Annotated in this window: 21 protein-coding genes, 1 tRNA gene and 1 pseudogene; 12 read left to right on the top strand and 11 right to left on the bottom strand. The window is 58.8% G+C overall.

Annotated elements, in window-relative coordinates; all coding sequences use genetic code 11:
• Positions 1-26: 26 nt before the first annotated feature.
• Entirely contained in the window at positions 27-494 is a 468-nt protein-coding gene (locus P3M64_RS11250) for a YbhB/YbcL family Raf kinase inhibitor-like protein (RefSeq protein ID WP_132938618.1), read from the bottom strand.
• A 276-nt stretch (positions 495-770) separates the two neighbouring features.
• Here P3M64_RS11250 and P3M64_RS11245 point away from each other — a divergent pair, with 276 nt between their 5' ends.
• Genes P3M64_RS11245 through P3M64_RS11235 form a run of 3 tightly spaced genes read left to right on the top strand, consistent with a single transcriptional unit; the run spans position 771 to position 4742 of the window.
• Entirely contained in the window at positions 771-3566 is a 2796-nt protein-coding gene (locus P3M64_RS11245) for a helicase-related protein (RefSeq protein WP_132938619.1), read from the top strand.
• Positions 3563-3955, top strand: a complete 393-nt coding sequence (locus P3M64_RS11240; RefSeq protein WP_132938620.1) for an RNA-binding S4 domain-containing protein — start codon at positions 3563-3565, stop codon at positions 3953-3955. The genes P3M64_RS11245 and P3M64_RS11240 overlap by 4 nt, the downstream gene beginning before the upstream one ends.
• Positions 3956-3995: 40 nt before the next feature.
• Positions 3996-4742: a TerC family protein gene (locus P3M64_RS11235; RefSeq protein WP_243644737.1), complete on the top strand. Its 747-nt coding sequence runs from the start codon at positions 3996-3998 to the stop codon at positions 4740-4742.
• A gap of 3 nt (positions 4743-4745) precedes the next feature.
• On the opposite strand, the gene P3M64_RS11230 is transcribed toward P3M64_RS11235, so the two are convergent.
• Positions 4746-5372, bottom strand: a complete 627-nt coding sequence (locus P3M64_RS11230) for a DUF938 domain-containing protein (protein ID WP_132938621.1) — start codon at positions 5370-5372, stop codon at positions 4746-4748.
• 101 nt (positions 5373-5473) lie between these two features.
• Here P3M64_RS11230 and P3M64_RS11225 point away from each other — a divergent pair, with 101 nt between their 5' ends.
• The 3 genes from P3M64_RS11225 (at position 5474) to P3M64_RS11215 (ending at position 7360) form a co-directional block, all read left to right on the top strand.
• Positions 5474-5944 (top strand): tellurite resistance TerB family protein, encoded by a 471-nt coding sequence (locus P3M64_RS11225; RefSeq protein ID WP_132938622.1) that lies wholly within the window; start codon positions 5474-5476, stop codon positions 5942-5944.
• 27 nt (positions 5945-5971) lie between these two features.
• The gene (gene fdxA, locus P3M64_RS11220; protein ID WP_132938623.1) at positions 5972-6307 is read left to right on the top strand and encodes a ferredoxin FdxA; all 336 of its coding nucleotides are present in this window, start codon (positions 5972-5974) and stop codon (positions 6305-6307) included.
• Between the two features lie 555 nt (positions 6308-6862).
• Positions 6863-7360: a CarD family transcriptional regulator gene (locus tag P3M64_RS11215; RefSeq protein ID WP_132938624.1), complete on the top strand. Its 498-nt coding sequence runs from the start codon at positions 6863-6865 to the stop codon at positions 7358-7360.
• A gap of 170 nt (positions 7361-7530) precedes the next feature.
• Here P3M64_RS11215 and P3M64_RS11210 read toward each other — a convergent pair whose 3' ends face one another.
• On the bottom strand, positions 7531-9045 hold the full coding sequence (locus P3M64_RS11210; RefSeq protein ID WP_132938625.1) for a M48 family metalloprotease: 1515 nt from the start codon (positions 9043-9045) through the stop codon (positions 7531-7533).
• 12 nt (positions 9046-9057) lie between these two features.
• Positions 9058-9966: a thermonuclease family protein gene (locus P3M64_RS11205; protein WP_132938626.1), complete on the bottom strand. Its 909-nt coding sequence runs from the start codon at positions 9964-9966 to the stop codon at positions 9058-9060.
• Between the two features lie 252 nt (positions 9967-10218).
• Between P3M64_RS11205 and pip the strand changes: the two genes are divergently transcribed.
• The 3 genes from pip (at position 10219) to P3M64_RS11190 (ending at position 12128) form a co-directional block, all read left to right on the top strand.
• A complete protein-coding gene (gene pip / locus P3M64_RS11200; RefSeq protein ID WP_132938627.1) occupies positions 10219-11235 on the top strand; it encodes a prolyl aminopeptidase in 1017 nt (338 codons plus the stop codon).
• Between the two features lie 193 nt (positions 11236-11428).
• The gene (locus P3M64_RS11195) at positions 11429-11962 is read left to right on the top strand and encodes an acyloxyacyl hydrolase (protein WP_165886267.1); all 534 of its coding nucleotides are present in this window, start codon (positions 11429-11431) and stop codon (positions 11960-11962) included.
• 89 nt (positions 11963-12051) lie between these two features.
• A tRNA-Arg gene (locus tag P3M64_RS11190) sits at positions 12052-12128 on the top strand.
• Positions 12129-12130: 2 nt separating this feature from the next.
• Here the strand turns inward: P3M64_RS11190 and P3M64_RS11185 are convergent.
• The 3 genes and pseudogenes from P3M64_RS11185 to P3M64_RS11175 form a co-directional block, all read right to left on the bottom strand.
• A pseudogene (locus P3M64_RS11185) lies at positions 12131-12854 on the bottom strand (transposase); the annotation flags it as partial.
• Positions 12742-13047 carry a hypothetical protein gene (locus P3M64_RS11180; protein ID WP_132938629.1) on the bottom strand — a complete coding sequence of 102 codons (306 nt, stop codon included), beginning with the start codon at positions 13045-13047 and terminating at the stop codon, positions 12742-12744. The gene P3M64_RS11180 and the pseudogene P3M64_RS11185, both read right to left, overlap by 113 nt.
• Positions 13048-13783: 736 nt before the next feature.
• Positions 13784-16528: a CHASE domain-containing protein gene (locus P3M64_RS11175; RefSeq protein ID WP_132938630.1), complete on the bottom strand. Its 2745-nt coding sequence runs from the start codon at positions 16526-16528 to the stop codon at positions 13784-13786.
• 388 nt (positions 16529-16916) lie between these two features.
• On the opposite strand from P3M64_RS11175, the gene P3M64_RS11170 reads away from it, so the two are divergent.
• Complete coding sequence (locus P3M64_RS11170) at positions 16917-17963, top strand: glycosyltransferase (RefSeq protein WP_243644740.1); 1047 nt, start codon at positions 16917-16919, stop codon at positions 17961-17963.
• 96 nt (positions 17964-18059) lie between these two features.
• Here the strand turns inward: P3M64_RS11170 and P3M64_RS11165 are convergent, their stop codons facing one another.
• The 3 genes from P3M64_RS11165 to P3M64_RS11155 form a co-directional block, all read right to left on the bottom strand.
• Positions 18060-18455, bottom strand: coding sequence for a hypothetical protein (locus P3M64_RS11165; protein ID WP_132938632.1), 396 nt, complete (start codon positions 18453-18455; stop codon positions 18060-18062).
• 82 nt (positions 18456-18537) lie between these two features.
• Positions 18538-21336, bottom strand: coding sequence for a DNA polymerase I (gene polA, locus P3M64_RS11160; protein ID WP_132938633.1), 2799 nt, complete (start codon positions 21334-21336; stop codon positions 18538-18540).
• An 81-nt stretch (positions 21337-21417) separates the two neighbouring features.
• Entirely contained in the window at positions 21418-21600 is a 183-nt protein-coding gene (locus P3M64_RS11155; RefSeq protein WP_132938634.1) for a zinc-finger domain-containing protein, read from the bottom strand.
• Positions 21601-21833: 233 nt separating this feature from the next.
• On the opposite strand from P3M64_RS11155, the gene P3M64_RS11150 reads away from it, so the two are divergent.
• Positions 21834-22850: an ABC transporter ATP-binding protein gene (locus P3M64_RS11150; RefSeq protein WP_132938635.1), complete on the top strand. Its 1017-nt coding sequence runs from the start codon at positions 21834-21836 to the stop codon at positions 22848-22850.
• A gap of 255 nt (positions 22851-23105) precedes the next feature.
• Positions 23106-24038 (top strand): alpha/beta hydrolase, encoded by a 933-nt coding sequence (locus P3M64_RS11145; RefSeq protein WP_165886268.1) that lies wholly within the window; start codon positions 23106-23108, stop codon positions 24036-24038.
• A gap of 229 nt (positions 24039-24267) precedes the next feature.
• On the opposite strand, the gene P3M64_RS11140 is transcribed toward P3M64_RS11145, so the two are convergent.
• Positions 24268-24657 carry a hypothetical protein gene (locus P3M64_RS11140; protein WP_132938637.1) on the bottom strand — a complete coding sequence of 130 codons (390 nt, stop codon included), beginning with the start codon at positions 24655-24657 and terminating at the stop codon, positions 24268-24270.
• Positions 24658-24856: the final 199 nt, after the last annotated feature.

The raw sequence follows: 24856 nt of genomic DNA, 5'->3' as shown, positions 1-24856 counted from the left end.
CCGCCCCCTTAACAAGGGGCGTCGCCCTAGGCGCGCGAGTAAGTTCCGCAGAGAACGGCCCGTTCGATGACGTGCTGGGCGGCGGCGACCTCGACATCCCGATTGTCGATTCCCGAACCGAGAGGGAGGCTTTCAACCCCCAGCGCCAACAGCGTGAAGCGGTAGTGGTGCACGCCATGGCCTTTGGGCGGACAAGGACCGCCATACCCGATCCGCTCAAAATCGTTGAGCGACTGGCGGATACCGTCCGACAGCTCTTCGCAGGGGAACGCTTCGGGCAAACCGCCTAAGGTAGGAGGGATATCAAAAATCCCCCAGTGATACCACGTCCCCGCCGGGGCGTCGGGATCGCTAACGATCAAGGCCAGGCTCCGCGTACTCTTGGGAAGGCCCACCCACACCAGTTGCGGCGAGACGTCCTCGCCCATACAAGTGTGCCGGTCGGGTATTCTTTGCGCTTCGTCGAAAGCCGGACTGCTGAGAATAAGCCCCATCTACATGTCCTCCCTATCTATCCCCCTTTAATTTCTACGGTTCGGATGCGATCGTTCGCCCCCCGGTCGAAGGGGACATCATAGCACACTCGACCGTCGCGCACCCACTCCATCCGACGGGAGACTGGCCATCCAACGGGAGACTAGGGTCAGGGCCTATTCATCTCCGCCAGACGCACCAGATGAAGAGGCCCTGACCCTAGCGCCGCGCGCCGAAATTTGCGATAACACCTTCCATTCCATGGCTCCCCTATCGAGAGGCCGACGGTTCCCGCTATGCATATCGAAACATCACGCCTTCGCGACAATCTGAAAGCGGTGCTCGGCCCCACCAACACCGGCAAGACCCACCTGGCGATGGAACGCATGCTGGCACACGCCTCGGGCATGATCGGGTTCCCGTTGCGCCTGCTGGCGCGAGAAAATTACGACCGGGCGGTCAAGATCAAGGGCCGGGGGCAGGTCGCCCTGATCACCGGCGAGGAAAAAATCCTCCCCAAGGGCGCACGCTATTTTCTGTGCACCGTGGAGTCGATGCCCACCGACCGCCCCCTCGACTTCGTCGGCATCGATGAAATCCAACTGTGCGCCGACCCCGAACGCGGCCACATTTTCACCCAGCGCCTGCTCCACGCCCGGGGACTGAAGGAAACCATGTTCATGGGCGCAGACACCATGCGCCCGGCGCTCGGCGCGCTGCTCGACGACATCTCCTTTATCTCGCGCCCCCGCTTTTCCGCGCTCGGCTATGCCGGGCGCAAGAAAATTACCCGCCTGGCCCCGCGCAGCGCCGTCGTCACATTTTCCCTGGCCGACGTTTACGCCCTGGGCGAGATGATGCGTCGTCACCGCGGCGGCGCGGCGCTGGTGATGGGGGCGCTCAGTCCGCGCACCCGCAACGCCCAGGTCGAGATGTTCCAATCCGGTGAGGTCGATTACCTAATCGCCACCGACGCCGTCGGCATGGGCCTGAACATGGACGTCGATCACGTCGCCCTGGCCGCGACCGGAAAATTCGACGGGCGCATCCGACGCCGCCTGTCCGTCGCCGAACTGGCCCAAATCGCCGGAAGGGCGGGCCGGCACATGAACGACGGCACCTTCGGCACCACCATGGCCGCAGACCGCCTGAGCGCCGAGGAAGTCGAGCAGATCGAAAACCACAATTTCGCCCCCGTGCGGACGCTCTTTTGGCGCAACGCGGCGCTAAGATTTTCTTCGCTCGACGCCCTGCTCCACAGCCTGCGCGACGTTCCCGATCGCCCCGGTCTGGTGCGCGCACGCGAAGCCCACGACGAACGGGCCTTGATCACGCTCGCCAAGGACGCCGTCCTGCGCGATATCGCGCACACCCCAGCCGCGGTGCACCTGCTTTGGGACGTCTGCCGGATTCCCGACTTTCAAAAAATCATGTCCGACGCCCACGCCCAACTGCTGGGACAGCTTTTTCGCCACCTGGCGGGCCCCGCCGGACGCCTGCCGGGATCGTGGATGAACGAGCGCGTCGCCCGCCTGGACCGGCTCGACGGCGACATCGACACCTTGTTGGGACGGATCAGTCAAATCCGAACCTGGACCTACGTTTCGCACCAAACCGGATGGCTTGATGACCCCATAGGATGGCAAGAACGCACCCGGAGCATCGAAAACAACTTGTCAGATACCCTGCACGAGCGCTTAACTCAGCGTTTCGTTGACCGAAGAAGTGCTGTATTAATGCGTCCCATGACCGATCAAGATCACATAGACACCCATATCGCCGATGATGGCGCCGTCGAAGTCGAAGGCCATTTTATCGGCCACCTTCGTGGATTTCGCTTCACCGCCGACGCAAACGAGCACGATGGCGCGGCGCGCGCGCTGGACCACGCCGCGACCCGGATCTTGCGCGCCCGCGTCAAGGAACGGGTTTCCGCCTTGACCCTCGACGACGATGCGCAATTTAGCTTCACGCCCCAGGGGCGAATTTTGTGGCGCGGCGACGCGGTCGGGGCCGTCAAGGCGGGTCCGGCGGCGCTGAAGCCCCAAGCCTTCGCCCTAACGTCGGATCTGCTCGACAGCCCCGAACGGGAAAAAATTCGAACCCGCCTCGCCCTGTGGCTGGAAACGACGCTGAACACCCGCATGAAGCCCCTACTCACCGCCCTCGATTCGGACCTCAAGGGGCCGGCTCGGGGACTTGTTTTTCAATTGGCCGAACAATTGGGCTCGCTGGACCGCGAGGGCGTCGAGGAGCAGATCAAGGCGATCGAGCGCGAGGAACGCCGGGAAATGCGCCGCCTCGGCGTGCGCCTCGGTCGCCAAATGGTCTATATGCCCGAATTGCTCAAGCCCGCCGCGATGGAAATGCGCCTGATGCTGTGGGCGGTGCGCGAAAGCCTGCTCAGCCCGCCGCCGCCGCCGCCGCCGGGTCGAGTCTCCGTTCCCTTCGATCGTGCCCAACCCCGCGGCTATTACGACGCCGTGGGCTTTCGCCGCGCCGGCCCGTTGGCCTTGCGCATCGATATGCTGGAGCGCATCTGCGAGCTGTCCTGGAGCCTGCTGCGCGATGGCGATGGCGCATTTTCCCTATCTGCGGATTTGATGTCCCTGGCCGGCTGCGGCCCCGAGGAAATGGACGCCATCCTCCACGACATCGGGTTCGTCGCCATCGAGGATAAATACACGCTCAAACACCTGCGTCATAAAGTCCGCAAGGCGCTGAAAGCCGCGGCCGAAGCCTCCACCACGCAGAACGACGACGCGACGCAAGCCCCCGACGTCATGACCGCGCCGGTACCCGACGGGACCATGCCCACGCCGGCTTCGGGCGACACCGGAACACCCGCATCCGAACAAGGTGAACAGAAACCGTCCGCGTCCCCCGCGCCGCCGGGAGACGGTGCGCAAACGCCCCCACCCTCCGCCGACGGCAAGACCGCCCACAAGAAAAAACCGGGCGGGCGAAGCAAGGTCAAAAAGAGCCGTAAGGGCGCGCCGCATCCCGCCTCGCGGCGCGATGAACAGGCCAAGCCCACGGTCGATCCCGATTCGCCCTTCGCCAAGTTGCTGGAGCTGAAATTGAAGAAATGAACACGCCCCCGGCGACGATCCGCTTGGACAAGTGGCTTTGGCAGGCGCGTTTTTTTAAAAGCCGCGCCCGCGCCACGCAATTTTGCCATGCGGGAAATGTGCGCAGGGCGTCGTCGGAGCCAAGCAAAGCCCACTACGCTTTAAAAATCGGAGATATCCTGACCTTCACCCTGAACGAACGGAAGCGCATCATCGAAGTCGTCGCCCTGGGCGCACGCCGAGGCCCCGCGCCCGAAGCCCAGAGCCTGTACATCGACCACAGCCCGCAAGAAGACGCGCGCGCGCCGGGAAAGCATGGTATTTATCCCTCCGCCCGGCGCGATCCCGGCGCGGGCCGCCCCACTAAGGCCGAGCGACGCGCCATCGATCGCCTAAAAGATTACGATTAGGTCCTGACCCTAACCCAACCGCGCAGACAGGAGCAGCACCGTGGAAACCGCCATCGTCACGCTGATCGCGACTCCCGAGACCTGGATCAGCCTCGCCACACTGATCAGCCTCGAAGTCGTTCTCGGTATCGACAACTTGGTCTTTATCGCCATTTTGGTCGATCGGCTGCCCAAGGAACACCAGACCTCGGCCCGACGCGGTGGCATCGCCCTGGCGCTGGTGACCCGATTAATGCTGTTGTTCACCCTGGCGTGGCTCGCCAAATTGACCGCGCCTCTACTCGTCATCGCGGATCATCCGCTGTCCCTGCGCGATATGATTCTGATCGCCGGCGGCCTGTTCCTGCTGGTCAAGGCGACCCGTGAAATTCACGAACGCCTCGAAGAAGCCGGCGCCGAGGCCGACTTGAAGCGAGTCAAACGCGGTATCATCGCGACGATCGTTCAAATTGCGCTGATCGATATTATTTTCTCCCTCGATTCGGTCATCACCGCCGTCGGCATGGTCAACGAGGTAAGCATCATGGCGACCGCGATCACCGTCGCCGTCGTGGTGATGTTGTGGGCGTCGGGACCGCTTTCGGCCTTCGTCAGCCGTCACCCGACGGTTAAAATGCTGGCGATGAGTTTTTTGCTGTTGATCGGCATGGCGCTGGTGGCCGACGGCATGGGTTTTCACATTCCCAAGGGATACTTGTATTTCGCGATGGGTTTCTCGGTCTCGGTCGAAGCGCTCAATTTGTGGGCCGCCGCGCGCGAACGCAAGGCCAAACACGCCGGCGAATAGCCGTCAGCGCCGTCGAAAAATCAAGGAAAAATTGTTCGCCGCCATGGCGCGGCACTCATCCAACATAAGCCCGTTCGCCTTGGCGCAGCTCTCAACCTCGGCAAGATCACGCACACCGAAAGCCGGGTCGCGCGCCTTCAACCAGTTGTCGAACTGGGCGTTACTGGGCGCGGTGTGCCTACCGTCGATCGTGTACGGACCGTAAAGATAAAGCACGCCACCCTGACGAAGCACGCGCCCCGCACCGGCCATCAACCCCTCGCACGCCGCCCAAGGCGCAATGTGAACCATGTTGATCGCGACCATGGCGTCGGCCCGTTCGACCGGCCAATGGGCGTCGGTGGTGTCGAGGAAAACGGCACTTTGGACATTTTCTAAAGAAGCCTCGACGCGCCAAGCCTCTACCGACGCCAGGGCGTCGCGGTCGCAATCGCTGGGCTGCCAACGCAGGCCGGGGAAAAGCCCCGCGAACGCCACCGCATGTTCACCGCTTCCCGATGCAATTTCAAGAAGATAGCCCTGCTCGGGAAGCACCCGGCGCAACACCGCGCCAATCGCATCGCGGTTGCGCGCGGTCGATGGGGCGAACTGGCGGAGGTCCCGCGCATCGTCTTTTATATGATTATTCATCTCCGTGAGGTAAGCGCCCACGGAGCCGAACACAAGACCCGACGCGCGTCTCCAGGGTGCTAAGGCTTGTCGATGGTTCGCCCGTATGCTAGAGGGTTCTCATGATAGAACGCATCAAAGCCCTGATCCTCGGCGCCAACACACCCTCCGCAAGAAAATCGTCACAGGATGCTCTGCGCATCGCGGTTACGGCTCTTCTTGTCGAAGCCTCGACGATGGACGGCCACTTCGATGAAATCGAACGCCAGACCATTCGCAATCTTTTGAAGGATCGTTTCGATCTCTCTTTTGACGAAATCGACACCCTTCTGGCCGACGCGCAAGGGGCATTGGAAAAATCGGGCGGGCTGTATGTTTTCACGCACACCATCAAGGAAACTTTCGATCACACCGACCGCGTGCGGATGATCGAAATGCTGTGGGAAGTCGTTTACGCCGATGGCGTTCTCGACGATTTTGAATCCAACTTGGTTCGCCGAATAGCAGGTCTTTTATACGTTCCCGACCGGGAAAGCGGGGAAGCGCGCAAGCGCGTTTTGGAAAAAATGGGGAATACGGCGTCTAAGCCCTGACGCCTTACGAAAAATACGGAGAACTCAATGACCTACGTCGTCACCGAAAACTGCATCAACTGCAAAATGCAAGATTGCGTCGAAGTCTGCCCGGTCGATTGCTTTTACGAGGGGAAAAATTTCCTCGTCATCAATCCCGATGAATGCATCGACTGCGGCGTCTGCGAACCGGAATGCCCGGTCGAGGCTATTTTGCCCGACACCGAGCCCGATGTCGAAAAATGGGTGGAAATCAATACCAAGTATTCCCTCGAATGGCCGAACATCACGCGCAAGGGCGCGCAGCCTCCCGACGCCGAGGAGTGGAACGGAAAACCCGGAAAGGCCGCCCTGCTTGACCCGAACCCCGGCCAGGGCACCTGACCCCCTCCTTCCGGCGCGCCCCTCGTCTTGACGATCGGCGTGGCGATGTGGGGTAGGATTTAGCGTTTTTTTGTGTTATAAGATCAGGGTCGGTTCCTTCGGGAGCCGGCTTTGGTCGTTTGGCCCACATTATGCGACCCGACTCTGCGATATGCGACCCGCGACACAGCCATCTCGATTTGGACCCTATCCGATTAGGCGTCGTCTGGTTTGGCGCCCCGGCGTTCGGCTGGATATATTCGAGCGAATGTGCCGGGTTTTTTGTCTGCGGTTCGGATCCGCGTCGTCGTGGCGCGAGCCGCGTTCCGTGAGCATGTGGGAAAGTTTCCGGGGTGTAGCGTTTTGGCTTTGCGCCCGGCGGTCGGAAACCCGTCGGGAGAGTCGGGAAAAGTGATGCGCAATGACCCCCAACGGATAGCGAAGCGCCCTTGAAAAACAACAACCGTATATTCAAGCCAATGGAAAGCCGCACCCCTGTCGGGGCGTTAACACACCGAAGATATCAATAAAACCTCGAAGGCCCACCTTAGGTCCGAAAGCAGAAGAAAGCACAAAATGGCTGAAGAAATGACTTTCAAATCCGGCGACTTCGTCGTCTATCCCACCCACGGCGTCGGCAAAGTGACCGATATCGAAAAACAGGAAATCGGCGGGCACCAGCTTAAACTCTACGTTATCACCTTCTCCAGTGAACGGATGACGCTGCGCGTGCCGACCTCCAAGGTCGCGACGTCGGGACTGCGTAAGCTATCGACCAAGAAAATGATGGAAAGCGCCCTATCGACCCTGAAGGGCCGCGCCCGGGTAAAGCGCACGATGTGGAGCCGCCGGGCCCAGGAATACGAAGCCAAGATCAATTCCGGCGACCCCGTCGCCATCGCCGAAGTGGTCCGTGACCTGCACCGCAGCACCGATCAGCCCGACCAGTCGTTCAGCGAACGCCAAATTTATGAGGCCGCCCTCGAACGTCTCGCCAGCGAGGTCGCCGCCGTCGATAAGACCGATGTCGATAAAGCCACGAAAAAGCTCGAAGTCCTGCTAACCGCGGCTTGATTTTCCACCAGCGCGCGCGATTCCTTTTTATTTTCAGGTGTCGCGCGCGCTAAAATTTGGCGGACGGTTGCGAGTCTAGCGGACGGTTGCGATTGGCCGCGGTTTCGTTCCTTCTTTTCCCGGCATGACCATCGATCGCGACCATCATCGCGCCCATGTGGCTGTGCGCATCACTCGGCGATCACCTTGACTTTCATACCCACGGCCAAATCCTGATCCCGGCGCACGCCGTTGAGCACGTCGAACCATGCTTCCTTGAAATTGTCCACCGCCATCGCCCGGGCCAAGCTTTGCACGCTATCGCCCGGACGGACGGTTCGTATTTGGATGGTGCGTGGATGAATGCGCGCCGCCTCGTCCGCGCTTAACCGCGCGAAGCTGTAGGTCGTTCGCTTTAAGGCGGTCGCCAGGCGCCCCGTTAGCGCGGGGGGCGTGAGGAACAAAAACCGATACACTCGCCCCGGGCGCTCCCGAATAGCCACAAGCCGCACGTCACGTACCCCCGATTGGGTGCGAACCCGCCCCATCGCCGTGGCCCCTGCCATACCGTTCACCGTAATTCTCTGGAGACTGGACGCGTTCAAGCCGCCACCCCATACTCGAACCACGTAATCGCCAAGACTGGGGGCCTTGGCGACATCGTCGCGCGGCGCCATGTCGAAAACGATACGCGCGCCGGCGTCATTACGCGCCACCAGATTGCTGGGTGTGTTGTCGGCATGAAACCCTTCCGGCAAGGTGAAGGCGATCTTCAATTCGGGATGCATGAAGCGCCGGTTAAGCACAATTCCCTGTGCGGGATCATCGCCGAACACGATACCCGTGATCGCTTTTAGATACGCCGCCTCGTGGTGTATCCCTTTTCCTCCATGGGCCACCCCCGCCAAGGCGATCGCCTGGGCGATCCGTTTTTCCGTCCGCGGGTGGGTCGCCATGATGTTCGGTGCGCCATCCTGGGGATTGCCCGCAATTCGCGCCATCAACTTGGTGTCGGCTTCGAGCTTGCGAAAGAAAGAGATCATCGCGTTCGGATCGTAGCCCGCCCTGGACATATAGCGCACACCCAATTTATCGGCTTCCATCTCCTGCTCACGCGAATAGCCTTTGAGCACCGCCTCGGCCCCGAACGAGGCGACGTCGCCGACCCCCATGGGCAGCCCCGCCGCGCTTCCCAAGACGTCCAATACCGTCACGCCGATATTGGCGACCTGGGCTTGAGAATAGCGCTGCGCGGTGTGTCGGGCCGTGATATGGCCAATTTCATGCGACAGGACGCCGGCCAGTTGCGCCTCGTCACTGGCCACCGCCAAAAGCCCCCGGGTGACGTATACATATCCGCCGGGCAAGGCGAAGGCGTTGACCGTGCTGTCGTTGAGAATCGTGAATGTAAAATGCATGTGGGGCAACTCGGAAACCTTCGACAAGCGGTCCCCCAAAGCGCCGACATAGGCCCTAAGCGCAGCAGAGCCGTATTCCCCGCCATAGGCCTTGATGATTTTTGGATGCTCTTCACGACCGACCTTCATTTCCTGCGCTTCCGACATGAAGGCCGTAAATGTCTGCCGACCGGTCGCCCGGTTCGTCGAGCATGCCGCCAAGGCCAATAGGGAAAAAAACAGAACCGCTGTTTTCGCAATCTGCGGCAAAGACGCCGCCTGCCTGTTCACGCCCCAAAAAACTTCCATCGCCTTCGTCCTCTATCGCCCTTTATCCGTTTCTTTCTTATTGGCTTTCGTTTCTTCATGCGGTCCTACGCCCACAACCTCCAGGGCCTCGGGGTGCGTAAGAACGATCATCGGCCCGTTTTCAGATCCGATCCATCCGCGCACGCGAACCGTTCGGTCCTTCAACGTCAACGGATCGCCGTGGACGTCATGATACTTTTTCAGCGCTTTTTTAGGAATCTTAACGGTAAAATCGTTACGCCAATTCACGCCGAAATTCAAATACGCCGTTCCTCTGACCACCGCCACGGCGCGCACGCGCCCTTCGACGACCTGAAAACTGCCGATATCGGCCTGCGCCGTATCGGGACGACGCGGTGCGTAGAACGCCTGTGCCCAGATCCCTCGCCGCGCCGCCCGCGCGACACGTTCACGGGCATAAAGTGTTTTCGTCACCGTCCGATTGTCGGCGAAGGGATACACGCGCGCAAGCCCCAGGGCGAGCATCCGGCCCTGAAGCCAAACACCATCGCGCCCGACCACCTGCGCCAACAGATGACCATAGCGGTCGCGCCGACGCCCGGCGAAATAAAGCGCGAAGAATTTTCCTTGCGCCAGCGCCGCCAAAGCCTTCTTCGCCGCATCGGCGAGCGGCCACGGTGCGACATCGCCGCGAGGGGCGCGCGCCCTTCCGCGTGGTCCCCCATCCCGCACCCCGGGCAATTGCGGCGCCTGAATACCCGCCAGGCGGACCGTGCGCCCATCGTCTAGACGCAGCGTATCACCGTCCACGACCGCCACGACGCGACCGCCATGACCGGCGGTCAGGCCGCGCGGCAAAAATCCATCCCCGGCCCAAGCGGCGTTCCGGGTTAACAAAAACAGTTGCGCCGCCACGATCGCCGCCGGGAATACGCCTTTTCGCAACCATCGCGCCATCATCGCAAACCGCCTTTATTCCCCACCCCGCCCCCAAGCGGCCTTGCCGATTGCGCCTCGGAACCGGGATACCATAGTTCCACTCCACGATGGTATGCTCCATGGCGTAACGGTCATGAACGTTACGCCATGGGAGGCATGATCTTCTAAAAATACCTCCACGTTCTAAAAAATACTTTATCCCCCGGCGAAAAAAACCGACGCTGTCTTAAGTTTTCCATCACGGTCCCTTGTCTCTTCGGAATCCAACCCCCCATGATCCTGCATCCGACCCCGCCGCCCAAGACGCCCGCCCACCCATCCTCACGAACGACGCCCAGGACGACGCTGCCGCTATACCCTCCGATCGAACCGCACCGTTCGGGTATGCTTCAAGTCGATGACCGCCACAGCGTTTATTGGGAGGAATGCGGCGCGCCCCAAGGCGTTCCCGTGATTTTCCTACATGGCGGTCCGGGGTCGGGCAGCGCCCCCTATCACCGCCGCTTCTTCGACCCGACGTTTTGGCGCATTATCGTTTTCGATCAGCGCGGCGCGGGGCGCTCACGCCCTCTGGCGGACATTACCGACAACACCACCGGGCATTTGATCGCGGATATCGAAAAACTCCGCCGTCACCTAAACGTCGCGCGCTGGCTTGTTTTCGGCGGCTCATGGGGAGCGACCCTGGCGCTCGCCTATGGGGAAAGTCATCCCGGACGCTGCCTGGGGTTCGTGCTCCGCGGTATTTTTCTGGCCCGCGCGCGCGAATTGAAATGGTTCCTCGGCGGCATGGAGGCGATCTTCCCCGAAGCTTGGAGAAATTTCTGTAAACATTTGCCTCCCGGCGAACGTCAAAACCCCGCAACGCATTACTATGCCCGCTTGATCGACGACGATCCCGCCGTTCATATGCCCGCCGCAGCCGCCTGGGTGCGCTACGAAAATGCATGTTCGACACTTTTACCCCCGGTGCAAAACGCCACGCCGCCAAATGTTGGGCGCAAAACGCTCGCGTTGGCCCGGATCGAGGCGCACTACTTCGTCCACAATATGTTCTTGGAGGACAACCAACTGCTCGCCCATATCGATACGATCAGCCACTTGCCGTGCGCCATCGTCCAGGGGCGGTATGATATCGTCTGCCCGATCACCAGCGCCGACGCCCTCGCACGCGCCTGGCCGCAGTGCGATTATACGATCGGCGACGACGCCGGGCACTCGGCCCTGGAACCTGCCAACTGCAAAGGCTTGATCGAGGCCGTCCAGCGTATGAAAGCCCACATGAAATGACGCCGCCCTGCAAGAAAGTCTCGTGAAAATACGGTGAAACGGGCCGCGGCTGGACTCAATCGGGATAACGCCACGCCACTATGCGCAAAAATATTTCAAACCGAGCGCAACATTGCGTACACTATGCGCAAATGGCGCATGCGTCGCATGGCACATCGTCGATGTGGCGTTCCAAATGAGGGGGATTTCCATCTTGCACACCAGGACAACCGCCGGCTTGCTCGCCGTATCGGCGCTCACGTTCGTTTTATCCTTATTCGCGCCCGCGCCCGAGGCCCATGCCGACGACCCGGCGTTCCTCAGCATCGGCGCGGGCACTTTCGATTGGAACCGACGCAAGGATGAAGGTGCGGAGTTCCGCATGGAATACCGTTCCAATTACAAGATCGGCGGTATTTTCAAACCGTTCGTCGCCGTCGCGGGCACCACTACCGGCAACTACTTCGCCGGCGCCGGCGTGCTGGTTGACCTCTACGTCGGCAAGCGTTTCGTCATCACGCCCAGCTTCGCCCCTCACTATTACACCGGCGGCAACAAGAAACTGGACCTCGACTATCCCCTGGAATTTCGCTCACAGATCGAGTTCGCCTACCGCTTCGACAACCGCTCCCGGCTGGGCGTCGCGGTATCGCATTATTCCAATGCCTCGCTGGGCAAGACCAACCCGGGCACGGAGGCGGCGACGCTATACTACTCGGTGCCGATCGACACGCTGCTGGGCAACTGACGCCCCCTCACGGTGGCGCGCGATACGTTTCTTTTCTATCTCGCGCGACCCCACCTCATGGTATATAAACGCCCAATCAAAAGCGTCAGGGCCCCGTAGCTCAGCAGGATAGAGCACCAGATTCCTAATCTGGGGGTCACAGGTTCGAATCCTGTCGGGGTCACCAAACGCCGCCTTGATGACCACGAAGGCTGGGCTGGTGATCAGATCATGGGCCTTGAGAAGCCGCTAGACCGGGGCTTCCGAGACGAAGTAGCCCCGGGTGTCGGTGAACCGCACCGCCAATTCCCGGGAGCTCAGTTCGGGCTCGTTCAGGGCCAGTTCCACGATCCGCTCGCGGGCCAACGTCGGGGATGCGGTTCCACACCCGGCCGGGGCCGCTGGTGCGGTCTGCGAGGCCGGTTTCGCCAAGGGCCTGATAATGTCGTACCAGCGATAGAACCGTCGTGCTGGGGATGCCCAGCTTATCCAGGGCGCGGCGCACCGGCAGGTGGGACTTCTCGACCGGCCGGATGATTTCAAGCTTTTCGGATGCGGAATACCTCATGCGTCGTCTCCCCCATCCGCGATCATGCTTTTTTTGAGTAGGCGCTTCTTTGAGATCGCGGGCTTCGGCACGTAGCGCCTTGACCTCACCTGTATTGGCTTGGCGGGCCGTATCCCCGGGCAAGCGTTTTTTGCCGGCTTCCAGGAATTCTTTCGACCAACTGTAATACAGGCTTTCCGCGATGCCTTCCCGACGGCACAGAGCGGCGATGCTCTCTTCGCCGCGCAGGCCTTCAAGGACGATGCGGATTTTCTCCTCGGCGGAATATTGCTTGCGGGTTTTGCGCCGGATGTCGCGAACGGTCTTCTCGACGGCGTCTTTCGTCGTCATGGATTTTAGTCCCATAGGCGTTGACGTCAGACACGGCGGCGGCCAATTCCAACGCGGCGGCGGTCGCGGCGATGACGCCGACGTTTTGGGCGTTGGCGGCGGCCAGCGCCGTCGCGGCGGCGATGATGGCGGGGCCGTCGGCGTCGGCGCGATCCACATGGGGCAGGCCGAGCGCCGCGGCGCGCGCGTTGAACTGCTCTTCGGTCATAACTTGGGGGGCATAACTTGGGGTCCTTTCGTTTGGGCGCCCGCGAGGGCGGACAGGTCGTGGATGGCGGGATTGTTGGTGGCGGCTTATGGGGATGTGACGGGACCGTCCCCCCGGACAATTGTCAGGGGGGCGAAGCCCGGGTGTCAGGGGACCGAGACGCAAAACCGATCCCACCCCCACCATGGAAAAGCCCACCATAAACATCCCACCCGTCGCGAACGGCGCACCGCTTGCGGGCGTATATGCCCGATTGCCGGGCCATTTAAGGGGGCATTTAATGGGTAATGGGGGGAGAAACCCCCACAAAGGGCCTGACGGGGCAAATTTTCGGTAGTGTGGATTTTTGGGGGGATTGGGGCTATAATCTGAGAACGCGCGGGCGACGCGGTGAACCTCCCAGCCGTAACACGGTCACAGCATCGCCTGGAACCGGAGTGCTATGTGAGGGACTTGGGAGTCCTCACCCCGCGTTATTTTTTCACCCAATCCCGGATGATGTCACCGCGCCGGGCGACGCGTTGGATATCGTCGGCGTTTGCGCGGCGGAAACTCAGAAGAAACATCGTTTTCCGGTCCTAGTGGTTTTTATCGCGGCATAGTACGGCGCGCCGGATTTGTAGTGGATTGCCAATGTCCGATGGTAATACACCTCAAAATAAGATGCCTTCAGAAGTAGAATTTTCTCGTATTTTGAACTGAATAGCCCCCTCACAGCCGTTTCGGGGGGATGTTTCTACTTGTCGGCCGATATCGCCTCGTTTCGCCCTCGCTCGGGAAGGTCGAAATAGAATGTGGAACCGACACCGACGTCACTATCGAACCCAATGCGTCCGCCGTGCCTCTCGATCATCGACTTGGTAATATTCAACCCCAAACCGGTTCCCCCTTTTTTACGCGAATCCGAGGAATCTTCCTGTGCGAACTTACCGAAAATCTTATCCCGAAAATCTTTTGAAACGCCAATACCATGATCGACGACCGAAACCCGAAACATGTCGTCATGCCGCGCAAGGGAAATTTCCACTTGAGCCCCCTGCGGCGAAAATTTTACGGCGTTGGACAGCAAGTTCGCCATGACCTGAGAAATTCGGCCGACATCGACATTTACCTTAGCCTCAAAGTTTGTTTTTTTGAGCACGAATTCAACGCCGTACTCCTGGGCGTAGCCCGTATTATCTTCAATCGCTTGCCTCAAAACATCCCGGAGATCCGCCTCCTCGAAGTCGAATTCCATGCTGCCCACCCCGAGTTTTTCCATATCCAAAATATCGTTGACCAAACCGGTCAATCGGTCGGCGTTTTTGATGGCGATCTGAATCATATTTTTTATTTTTTCGGGTAATTTTCCGAGAGCCTCGGCATTGACGATGCCGAGCGAGCCTTTGATCGAGGTGAGCGGGGTTCTCAGTTCATGACTAACGGTAGAAAGGAATTCATTTTTTATACGATCAATTTCCTTACGCTCGGTAACGTCCCGGACCATGCCCAGGAGCAAATGATCTTCGCCGATGTAAAAATCAGTGATCTGCATTTCCACGGCGACGCGCGTTCCGTCCTTGCGCCGGCCTTCGAATTCCCGCCTTATGCCGTTATCCTTGGGCTCTCCGGTTTTCACGCTATTGGAGATATATTCACGATGTATGGCGCTATAGGAGTCTGGGATGAGAATGTTTATATTTCGTCCGATCAGCGCGTCGCGCGAATATCCAAAAATCCTCTCAATCGCCGGGTTTGCCGACTGTATAATATCGGCGTCATTCGTTGTAATGATCCCATCGAGCGCACTGTCAACAATGGCCCTGACGTGCTTCTCGCTTTGGGCCAACTTATCGGTGCGTTCGGCGACTAAATTTCTAAGCAAGGCGCTACGCCCGCTCACCACCATGACGAACATGCCGACCAAGCTCGTCAGCGCCATGCCGCCGATCAAGAGCATCCAGGTATTCCCTTGACGATGACGGGCGATATAGTCCTCGCTTGGGGAGACTTTGAATTCCCACTTCCTCCCCCCAAAATCTATGGGAAACGATCGTCCTATGGACATCGAGCCACCGAAAAAACCCTCATCCACCAAAGTGGAAGAGCCGTGTTCCGGTGGACGGTTCTCCGTGAGGAACACCCCCGACGGGACGTTTGTTACGTCGATGAGACGATAGACAAGCCCACCCATATTCATGTCCTGCAGGGCGGCATTTACAATATCGCCGCCACGGAAGACCCCAACCATGTACCCCGCCAAGTTCAAACGGCGGTCTTCCAACGTGTCGTGGGGACGCCCCTTTAAATAAACGGGCATGAAGACAAGGAAACCAAACTGGTTGCCCTTTTCCTGAACCAGGGTGATGCGGGACGTCACGGTAGGCCGCCCCGTGTCACGCGCACGTTCCAGGGCCTTTTTTCGCTTTGGGTTGGACGCCACGTCAAAGCCGAGGACTTTCCTGTTTTCCGCAAGCGGCTCGATGAAGTCAACGACAATGTATTCGGAACGGTTTGCGGCCGGGACCATTTTTCCCTCGGCGTTCCGCTCGATAATATGAAAATCGGGGTACCCTTCGCGGTGCATTCGGTTTTCGAAATCGGCGCGTTCGTTCCCGCTAATCCTAGGGTTCCACGACAGGGCCTGCAGCCCCGTAAGAACGGAAAGCGATTGGTGCGTAAAAGTCCTGAAATTATCCCTATCACCATGGGGAAACGCCGCGTAAAAGCCCTTTAAAGAATAAAGCACCCCAAGATAGCTGTTCAGGGTTTTCTGCAATGCCGGAGCCAGGGGCGACGCCTGTTGATCAAACTGAAGCTTAATGCGCTGCCTTTCCCAGTTTGAGCCTATGGATACGGCGCTGACGGTCAACGCGAGTGCGATGGTTATGGGGACCGTCACAATAAAACGCCTGGGCATCCAGACTTCGACGGGACGCAACGTCCACACCAGAACGAGAGGCGTAAACACAGCCACGCCGATAGCGTCCCCAATCCACCATGTTCCAAAATTAAGTAAAAAGATTGACTCCGGAATTTTTCCGGTCGCCATGAGAACCGCCGTCCCGACGCCCGCACTCACGAAACAACTAACCACCCCACCCCAGAACAAGAGTAAAAAAATCTCCCTCTCGGTGCTCAGCTGATTGGGAAACCTCGCGAACCGGCGCACGCAATAAGCGCCGCCTACGGCTTGAAGGGCGGCGCCGAAAGCGATGCCGACGGGAACGAGAAAAGACGTTAAAACGGCGCCTTCCGTACGCGTATCGAAACCGGTCAATACGTTGACGAAAAACGACCCCAGGAATACCCCCACCCAAGACCGGTAGCCGTAAACAAGCACCGCCGCCAACGCGATCCCCGCCGGCGGCCAAATCGCCGTTGCATAGCCGGGCGGAATGGCCAACAATAAGCTGATTTTACCCGTGACGACGTAGGCGAGGGCGACCGCGGATGATTGAAGCGCCCAGCGTCGAAACGAGCTGGATTTTTGGTCTTCCATTTTTTGCCTTTTCTTAAATACTCCTCCTCCAAATGGAGAATGAAACGCCAAAATACGATAAATATATTCCAATATGCCGCTCTTTACGCGAGACGAAGGATGTCACGGCGGCGTTGTTGACATCCTCCCGTCGCCTTATGTTTGCGACGTTTTCGGCATTCATCGGCTATGGAGAATTCGCCGCCTGCGCACACCCTGCGCACACGATGACGTCGCCCCTCAAACAAACGTGATGCGGTAGCCCAAAAAGGCGCGCCGGGGAGAGGGGATATGGTCAAAAGCTCCGCCGAGGGGGAGAACGACACTGAACCCAAGCGTTAAAGTTTTACACCTCATTACCGGCCTGAATGGCGGCGGCGCCGAACGCATGCTCAGCCAGATCGCCGTATTGGGGCGGAATGATGGTGTTGATCATGTGGTGGTCTCCATGATGGGAAGGGGCTTCTTCGGTCCCGCCATCGAACGGGGAGGCGTCCGTTTATACACCCTCGATATGCGCCGCGGCATGCCGTCGCCGGCGAGCGTCTATCGTTTGATCAAAATATTGAGAATGGAGAGACCCGATATTTTACAAACATGGCTCTACCATGCGGATTTGCTAGGATTTGTCTTCGGTAAAATACTCGGAATCAAAAAAATTATCTGGAATGTAAGATGTTCTAACATCGCATTCAAAAATTACACATTTCTTACCCGGATCGTGGTGTGGTTGCTGAGAATATTATCTCGTTTTTCCAGCGCCGTTATCGTTAATTCCGAAGCGGGCTACGCCCATCACGTGGCGTTTGGGTACAAGCCTCCTAAATGGAAAATCATACCCAACGGCTTTGATCTCGACCGTTTCCAACCCAACGAAAGCCTAAGGCTCCGCTTTCGGGCGCTGATCGGTGTTTCCGAAGATGAGATGTTGGCCGGCATGGTCGCACGCCTGGACCCGCAAAAAGATCATGCCTGCCTGTTGGACGCACTATCCCTATTGGCCAAGGAGGGTTTGCGTCTTAAAACGGTTTTCGTTGGAAGAGGGTGCGAACCCGACGGAGCGCTTTCGCTGGAGGTTAAAAGGCGCGAACTGCAGGACGTTGCTTTCCTTATGGGGGAAATGAAAAATGTCGCCGAACTTCTTCCGGGGCTCGATTTTCTTATCCTATCGTCCGCGTACGGAGAAGGTTTTCCGAACGTCGTCGGCGAAGCCATGGCGACCGGCTTACCCGTCGTCGCAACGGATGTCGGCGATACGGCAAAAATTATCGGAACGACGGGACGGGTCGTTCCCCCTCGCAATCCTCCGGAATTGGCGGCGGCGTTAAAATTCATGATCACCCTCGACAAAGATACCTTCAAGGGACTTGGCGTCGCCGCCCGGGCGAATATTTCGCGAACGTCAGACATAAAAACAATCGTATCGGAGTTTAACGCGCTATATCGCAAGCTATGAGATGATCGTCGAGCGATCTGCGCCCTGAGGCGAATCTCTTTTGGTTAGGATCCGGACTTGGTTAATGTAACCCGTCCGGTTTACGCGAGGGGATTTTTAACCCGAGGCGCGAGGTTTAGCGCTTTCCGCCGCCGCCGCTGCGGCATAATCGCTTTCTTCCAGGTGAATGCTATCCAGACCGACCGACAGCGTAATACCGTCCTCGGCATTTTTTTGCAGATATTTGCGCCCCTCCCGCGGCAGCGGAATGTGTTTGACCCGACACGCCCCGATCAGCGCCCCGATCGCCTGATTCGAACTGAGATAAACGACGAAGGGTTTTTTCGGATTGGCGCTGGCGAAACACAGCTCGACGGAAAAACGTTCTTCTCTGAGAACAAACCCCTCAAATTGCGACGGCGGCAGAGCCACCCCCTCCATTTTACAATAATGGAGCAAGGCGATCCGCGTTTCCTTGGCGTTAAAGACAAGCTTGCGAACATCTTTCGGCATGGACAATCCCGTTTCTACGCGTTGCCTCCACCCCAAACCATGGCAACCTGTTTTTCCATGATAACGAGTTTAGTCAAAATAGTTAATGCGCTTGCTCCCAGTTGTATCCAAGACCGACATCCACCAATAGAGGAACCTCCAAATGCGCGGCATTTTCCATCACCGCGCGCACCAACGCGGTGGCGTCGTCACATTCGTTATCGGGGACCTCCAAGATCAATTCATCGTGCACCTGAAGGATCGAAACCGCCTTGAGGCCGGCCCGCGCCAAGGCGCCCGGCAGGTGGATCATGGCGCGTTTGATGATATCCGCGGCGCCGCCCTGGATCGGGGCGTTGATCGCGGCGCGCTCGGCGAAGTTGCGCCGCGCCGGATTTTTCTCGTTGATCCCCGCGACATGGCAACGCCGCCCGAACAATGTCGTGACATAACCGTCCCGACGCGCCGCGGCCTTGGTCTCGTCCATGTACGCCCGAATGCCGGGATAGCGTTCGAAATAGGCGTCGATATAGCGCGCCGCCTCGGGTCGGGAAATGCCCAATTGACGCGCTAGCCCAAACGCCGAGATGCCGTAAATAATACCGAAATTGATCGCTTTGGCTTGCCTGCGCACCATTGGGTCCATACCCTCCAGAGGCACACCGAAGACCTGGGCGGCGGTCATGGCGTGCACGTCTTGGCCTTTGGCGAAGGCGTCTTTCAAGGCGTCGATGTCCGCGACATGGGCGAGCAACCGCAATTCAATTTGCGAATAATCGGCCGACAGCAGTTTATGACCCGGCTTGGCGATAAAGGCGCGGCGAATTTTACGCCCCTCCTCGGTGCGCACCGGAATGTTTTGCACGTTGGGATCCGACGATGCGAGCCGCCCGGTTGACGTCGCCGCCATCGCGAACGAGGTATGCACCCGTCCCGTCGCCGGGTCGATCTGTTTGATCAGGGCGTCGGTGTAGGTACTTTTCAATTTCGCCAACTGACGCCAATCGAGCACCTTGGCGGCGATTTTCACGTCCTGGGCGGCGAGTTCCTCAAGCACCTCCGCACCGGTTCCATAGGCGCCGGTCTTGCCCTTTTTCGCCCCCGCGAGACCCATTTCGTCGAACAGGATTTCGCCCAGTTGCTTGGGCGAGGCGACATTGAATTCATGCCCCGCCAAGGCGTGGATTTCCCGTTCCAGATCGCCGATCCGCGCCGTGAAATCATCCGACAAATCCTTCAACTGTACCGCGTCCACCAGAACGCCGTGGCGCTCCATGTCCTTTAAAACCGTGACCAGCGGACGCTCCAGGGTCTCGTAGACGCTGACCAGACGTTCGTGAACCAGACGCCCCTTAAGCAGGCCAAACAGGCGCAAGGTGACGTCGGCGTCCTCGGCGGCGTATTCGACCGCCTTGTCCAAGGCGACGCGGTCGAAGGTGACCTGCGCCTTGCCGCTTCCCGCGACGTCCTTGAATTTGATCGTTTCCAGCCCCAGATGGAGGCGGGCCAGTTCATCCATGCCGTGGCCGTGCAGCCCCCCTTCGAGGACGAACGACAGCACCATGGTGTCGTCGTAAGGGGCGATGGATATGTCGTATTTTTGAAAAATATGCATATCGTATTTGATGTTTTGACCAACTTTAAGAACGCCGTCGTCCTCAAGCAGCATTTTTAGCTGGGCCAGCGCCAGATCGCGGGGAATTTGCTTCGGCGCGCCCGTCGCGGGGGCGTCGCCGGCGCCGAAGTCCAGCGCGCCCTGGTCGGGCGCACCCTTGTGGGCGAGCGGAATATAGCAGGCGCGACCCTCCTCGTAGGCCAGGGAAACACCGACAATCTCGGCCCGCATCACGTCCAACGACGTCGTTTCGCAATCCACCGCGACAACACCCTTTTCCTCGGCTTCGGCGATCCAACGTTTTAACGTTTCAATATCCTGAATCAGTTCGTAATTCCGCCCGGGACCTTCCTCCGCGATGGGCGCGGCGGAAGGCTTTCCCCCGACGTCGCCGGTGGCCGGAGAAACCTCTTTCGGCTTGCCGTGCGGGTGTACGCCACGACTTTTCACCTTCGCCGCCAGCGAGCGGAAATTTTGCGCCTCTAAAAACTTCAGCAGCGCCGGAGCGTTAGGCTCACGCACATCGAAGCTGTCGATATCGACGTCAACCGGAATATCGTCTCGCAAGGTCACCAGTCGGCGCGACAGGCGGGCCATGTCGGCCTGTTCGATCAGACTTTGCCGCCGTTTTGGTTGGGGGATGCTTTCGGCCCCGGCGAGAACGCCGTCCAGATCGCCGAACTGTTCGATCAGTTGCGCCGCCGTTTTAACGCCGATACCGCGCACGCCCGGAATATTGTCCGACGAGTCGCCCGCCAAGGCTTGGATATCGACCACCTTGTCCGGCCCCAGGCCGAATTTTTCACGCACCTCGTCGGGACCGATGAGACGGTTTTTCATCGCGTCCATCATATTGACTCGCGGCCCGACCAATTGCATCAGATCCTTGTCCGATGAAACGATGGTGACGTCGGCGTCCCTTTCAAGAGCGATCCTGGTATAGGTGGCGATCAGGTCGTCGGCCTCGAAGCCGTCCATATCGACGGCGGGAAGTCCCATCGCCCGGGTCGCATCACGCACCAGGGCGAACTGGGGGATCAGATCTTCAGGCGGCTCGGCCCGGTTGGCCTTGTAGTCGGGATAGATATCGTTGCGAAAAGTCTTGCGCGCCCGATCGAACAGGACGGCGATGTGATCGGCGTCGGTTTCCTCGACCAATTTCATCAGCATCATGACAAAACCATATACCGCATTGACGGGCGTGCCGTCGGGGCGGCTCATCGGCGGCAATCCGTGAAAGGCGCGGAAAATAAACCCCGAACCGTCGATCAAAAATACGTGCTTCATGCGCTTCCTAGTGTTTGGGGACCGATGGCGGCCCAATATCGACCCGGCGCTAACCCTGTAGCTTTGCGCCGCCGCCGGGCGTCAATGCCCCACGGCCGTCTTCTTCGCGGCGTCGAGCACGAAACGACGCGAGCAGTACGGGCAGGTGATTTCGCTCTCGTCATGGGGGATTTCCAGGTACACCTTGGGATGCCCCAGGGCGCCGCCGTCGCCGTCGCACGGGACGGTTCTGCTCTCGACGATGATGGTTTCCACGTTTTTCATGAACATTAGCCTTTCGTTATACGCTATGATTCGCGCGGGCGCGCCTCGCGGATCGTCCCACGCCGAGGGGCGGGGGTTCACATTGCCAAGAAAGCGACCATATTGTACCCGATGCGTTGACGAACCGTCACGGTGGATGATAGCGATTGCCGCGCGACATTCAACGCCCTCGTTTAAAGACGTCCCCAGGGGCGCCTCGACCCGCCACTCCAGATCTGAAGTGAACCCCTTCGATGCGTGCATTCAATGACAGCGCCCCCCCTCAATATGCCGTCGAAATCGACGCTCTCGCCAAAACCTATGTCGGCAGTTCCAAAATGCCGCCCAAGCGCGCACTGAAAAATATTTCATTAAACATCCCGCAAGGATCGTTTTTCGCCCTTCTCGGACCTAACGGCGCGGGAAAATCCACCTTGATCAACATCCTCGCCGGATTGGTCGTCAAGACGTCGGGAACCGCGCGCATTTGGGGCTACGATATCGAAAACGACATGCGCGCCGCGCGCCGGTCGATCGGCGTCGTCCCCCAGGAATTGAATATTGACCCTTTTTTTACCCCACGCGAAATGCTCGAACTTCAAGCCGGGATGTACGGCGTCCCCAGATCCGAGCGACGCACGGATGAAATCCTCAAGGCCATCGGACTCGAAGACAAGGCCGGCGCCTACGCGCGAACTCTATCGGGCGGGATGCGCCGACGTCTTCTTGTCGGCAAGGCGATGGTTCATGCGCCTCGGGTTCTGGTTCTCGACGAGCCGACCGCCGGAGTCGATATCCAATTGCGCCGTCAACTCTGGGATTATGTCAAGGAACTCAATGCCCGTGGCACCACGATTTTGTTAACCACCCATTATCTGGAGGAGGCCGAGGAGCTGTGCGATCGCGTCGCGATCATCAATCACGGCCGTCTCATCGCTTGCGATACGACAAAATCCTTGCTGGGCGGGATCGATTCCAAGGCCCTAACCTTTACCTTGTCCGCCCCGCTCGACGCCGTTCCCGATACGCTGTCCGCTTTCGAGGCGACCTTGAGCGAGCCCAACACCCTTTCGATCCAATTTCCGCCAAGCCAAACCAGCGCCTCCGAGGTCGTCGCGGCGGTGCAAAGTGCGGGTCTGGTTTTCACCGACCTCACCAGCGAGGAAGTCGAACTGGAAGATATTTTCCTGAAATTGACGCGCGCGTCGGAAAACGATGAGGACGACGAAACGCAGTCCAAATGTGAAACAACACGAAGACGCGCGCCCTGAACCGACCCGGCGCGCGCAAACGAAGCAGACCGGTGGCGTAAAATTTAAAAACGCGATGCGTGTGGTTTCTTTTGGTCCACTTGTCCTTTTTTCGCGGCGCGCACACATCATAAACACTATATAAATTTTCACGAATACTCTATTTTATTTCCGCTTCGAAATTTTATCCGCTTCTCGGCCTTGTCGTGACGATCGGCGGGTTCGCGCCCATTTCGCGCCCATTTCGCGCCCACGATGAAACCGGCCGGAGCCAATATGAAAAACCCGGAACTGACGCCAAACCTGTTCACCACCGCCGACGACAAACCTCACCGGGTTCTTTGTCGATTGGGCGATGGCGCACCCCTGCGCGCGATCGTGATCGCGGTACACGGGTTTAACGACCATGCCAGCTTCATCGAGGAGGGGGCGCGCAACCTTAACCGCCATCGGATCGGCGTTTACGCTTACGATCAACGCGGGTTTGGAACCGACCCCGACGCCGGACACTGGCCCGGCAAAGCCGCCCTGATCGACGATCTGAAGGTCTTTACGCGCCTGGTGCGCGCACGCCACCCGGATCTGCCGACCTACATCCTGGGAGAAAGCATGGGCGGGGCGATCGTCATGCTCGCCATGACCGCCCCCACGGCGCCGGACGTTGACGGCGTAATCTTATCGGCGCCCGCCGTGTGGGCGCGGGCCACCCAGCCTTTCTATCAGCGCCTGGGGCTATGGTTGGCGGCGCACATCGCCCCTTGTCTAAAACTCAACGGCAACACCCTACGCATCCAGGCGTCCGACAATATCGCCATGTTGCGGGCGCTTAACGCCGATCCTTTGTTCATCCAGAACACCCGCGCCGACGCCCTGAAAGGCATTGTCGATGTGATGGACGACGCCCTCGCCGCCGCGCCAAGACTTGCCGATCACGCCTTAATCCTTTACGGAGCGCGCGATCAGGTCATTCCCAAGGAACCGGTGCGTATCATGTTGGAAAATTTACCCGACGTTCCCAGCGAACAGCGCACCATCGCCCTCTATCCACAAGGTTGGCACATGCTCGGCCGCGACCTAAACGCCGACACGGTTTGGCGTGACGTCGCATCCTGGATCATCTCGCCCACAACCCCCCTGCCCTCGGGAGCCGACGCAACGAAATTTGAGACCTTTTTCTCAAAATCCAGGCGCACCATCGTGGCCGTGTAAAATTTTCCCGTCACGCCTCCACAACATTATCGGAAAAATATTGCGCCGACGAACGCCGAGACCACGGGGATGCGCCGAGGCCAGGGGCCTGGAAATACCCTAATGGATCGGGCCGACGTTTCGCTCCCGCGAACCATCGGGCCGACCACTATCTATCTTTTTGTTGCAGTTTGATTTCTTCACACATTTGTGTCCAATTGCATCGGACTCAAATGTTAAACTCAAACCACTAGCGGCGCCCGCCATCGACAACTTGAAGGGCCGGCAGGGCCGTGAAAGTCTCGGAAGAACGATGCTCGTCGCCACGATGAACGACGACCGGGTAGTGCGGGGCGCCTTCGTGTTGCGAGGACAGTGCGCGCACCACCTCTTTTTTGTGGATGTGCCGGATAAGTTGGTCTTCCGCGGCCAATGCGGCGATGCCAATCAATCGCGCGAGTTCCGGCGCATCCAGATCACGCGCTTCTCCGTGTAATGCGTTCAAACAATTAAGGATGCCTTCGATTTGCTTTGACGTGCTCACTTCAACCATTTCCTGCGCTCCGATCTGTGCAGGTGTCCACTCCCTGAGCCCCAAATGCGCACCAAAACGATGGGCGGCCACATCACGCAAACCCATGCCTGCTCATTTAAAGACATGGGCCTTCCTGTTTCCCGAAGTCCCGATATCCGCGCACCGCCCCTCCTGAGGCGCATCCGCGAAAAATCGAGCGTGATGTGGCAAATAATTTGAGGAACAAAGAATCAACCCTAATAAAACGCTTAATTTTCTACTATTGCCACCGCCACGATCAAGCTATCAAAATTGATAGTCCATG

The organism is Varunaivibrio sulfuroxidans, assembly GCF_029318635.1.
Taxonomy (GTDB): domain Bacteria; phylum Pseudomonadota; class Alphaproteobacteria; order Rhodospirillales; family Magnetovibrionaceae; genus Varunaivibrio; species Varunaivibrio sulfuroxidans.
This window is presented reverse-complemented; position numbering and strand designations above follow the sequence as displayed.

Bases quoted from the DNA above. Each gene is read 5' to 3' on its own strand.
- P3M64_RS11250 (WP_132938618.1), bottom strand. From the start codon at position 494: ATGGGGCTTATTCTCAGCAGTCCGGCTTTCGACGAAGCGCAAAGAATA.
- P3M64_RS11245 (WP_132938619.1), top strand. From the start codon at position 771: ATGCATATCGAAACATCACGCCTTCGCGACAATCTGAAAGCGGTGCTC.
- P3M64_RS11240 (WP_132938620.1), top strand. From the start codon at position 3,563: ATGAACACGCCCCCGGCGACGATCCGCTTGGACAAGTGGCTTTGGCAG.
- P3M64_RS11230 (WP_132938621.1), bottom strand. From the start codon at position 5,372: ATGAATAATCATATAAAAGACGATGCGCGGGACCTCCGCCAGTTCGCC.
- P3M64_RS11225 (WP_132938622.1), top strand. From the start codon at position 5,474: ATGATAGAACGCATCAAAGCCCTGATCCTCGGCGCCAACACACCCTCC.
- fdxA (WP_132938623.1), top strand. From the start codon at position 5,972: ATGACCTACGTCGTCACCGAAAACTGCATCAACTGCAAAATGCAAGAT.
- P3M64_RS11215 (WP_132938624.1), top strand. From the start codon at position 6,863: ATGGCTGAAGAAATGACTTTCAAATCCGGCGACTTCGTCGTCTATCCC.
- P3M64_RS11210 (WP_132938625.1), bottom strand. From the start codon at position 9,045: ATGGAAGTTTTTTGGGGCGTGAACAGGCAGGCGGCGTCTTTGCCGCAG.
- P3M64_RS11205 (WP_132938626.1), bottom strand. From the start codon at position 9,966: ATGATGGCGCGATGGTTGCGAAAAGGCGTATTCCCGGCGGCGATCGTG.
- pip (WP_132938627.1), top strand. From the start codon at position 10,219: ATGATCCTGCATCCGACCCCGCCGCCCAAGACGCCCGCCCACCCATCC.
- P3M64_RS11180 (WP_132938629.1), bottom strand. From the start codon at position 13,047: ATGACCGAAGAGCAGTTCAACGCGCGCGCCGCGGCGCTCGGCCTGCCC.
- P3M64_RS11175 (WP_132938630.1), bottom strand. From the start codon at position 16,528: ATGGAAGACCAAAAATCCAGCTCGTTTCGACGCTGGGCGCTTCAATCA.
- P3M64_RS11165 (WP_132938632.1), bottom strand. From the start codon at position 18,455: ATGCCGAAAGATGTTCGCAAGCTTGTCTTTAACGCCAAGGAAACGCGG.
- polA (WP_132938633.1), bottom strand. From the start codon at position 21,336: ATGAAGCACGTATTTTTGATCGACGGTTCGGGGTTTATTTTCCGCGCC.
- P3M64_RS11155 (WP_132938634.1), bottom strand. From the start codon at position 21,600: ATGAAAAACGTGGAAACCATCATCGTCGAGAGCAGAACCGTCCCGTGC.
- P3M64_RS11150 (WP_132938635.1), top strand. From the start codon at position 21,834: ATGCGTGCATTCAATGACAGCGCCCCCCCTCAATATGCCGTCGAAATC.
- P3M64_RS11145 (WP_165886268.1), top strand. From the start codon at position 23,106: ATGAAAAACCCGGAACTGACGCCAAACCTGTTCACCACCGCCGACGAC.
- P3M64_RS11140 (WP_132938637.1), bottom strand. From the start codon at position 24,657: ATGGGTTTGCGTGATGTGGCCGCCCATCGTTTTGGTGCGCATTTGGGG.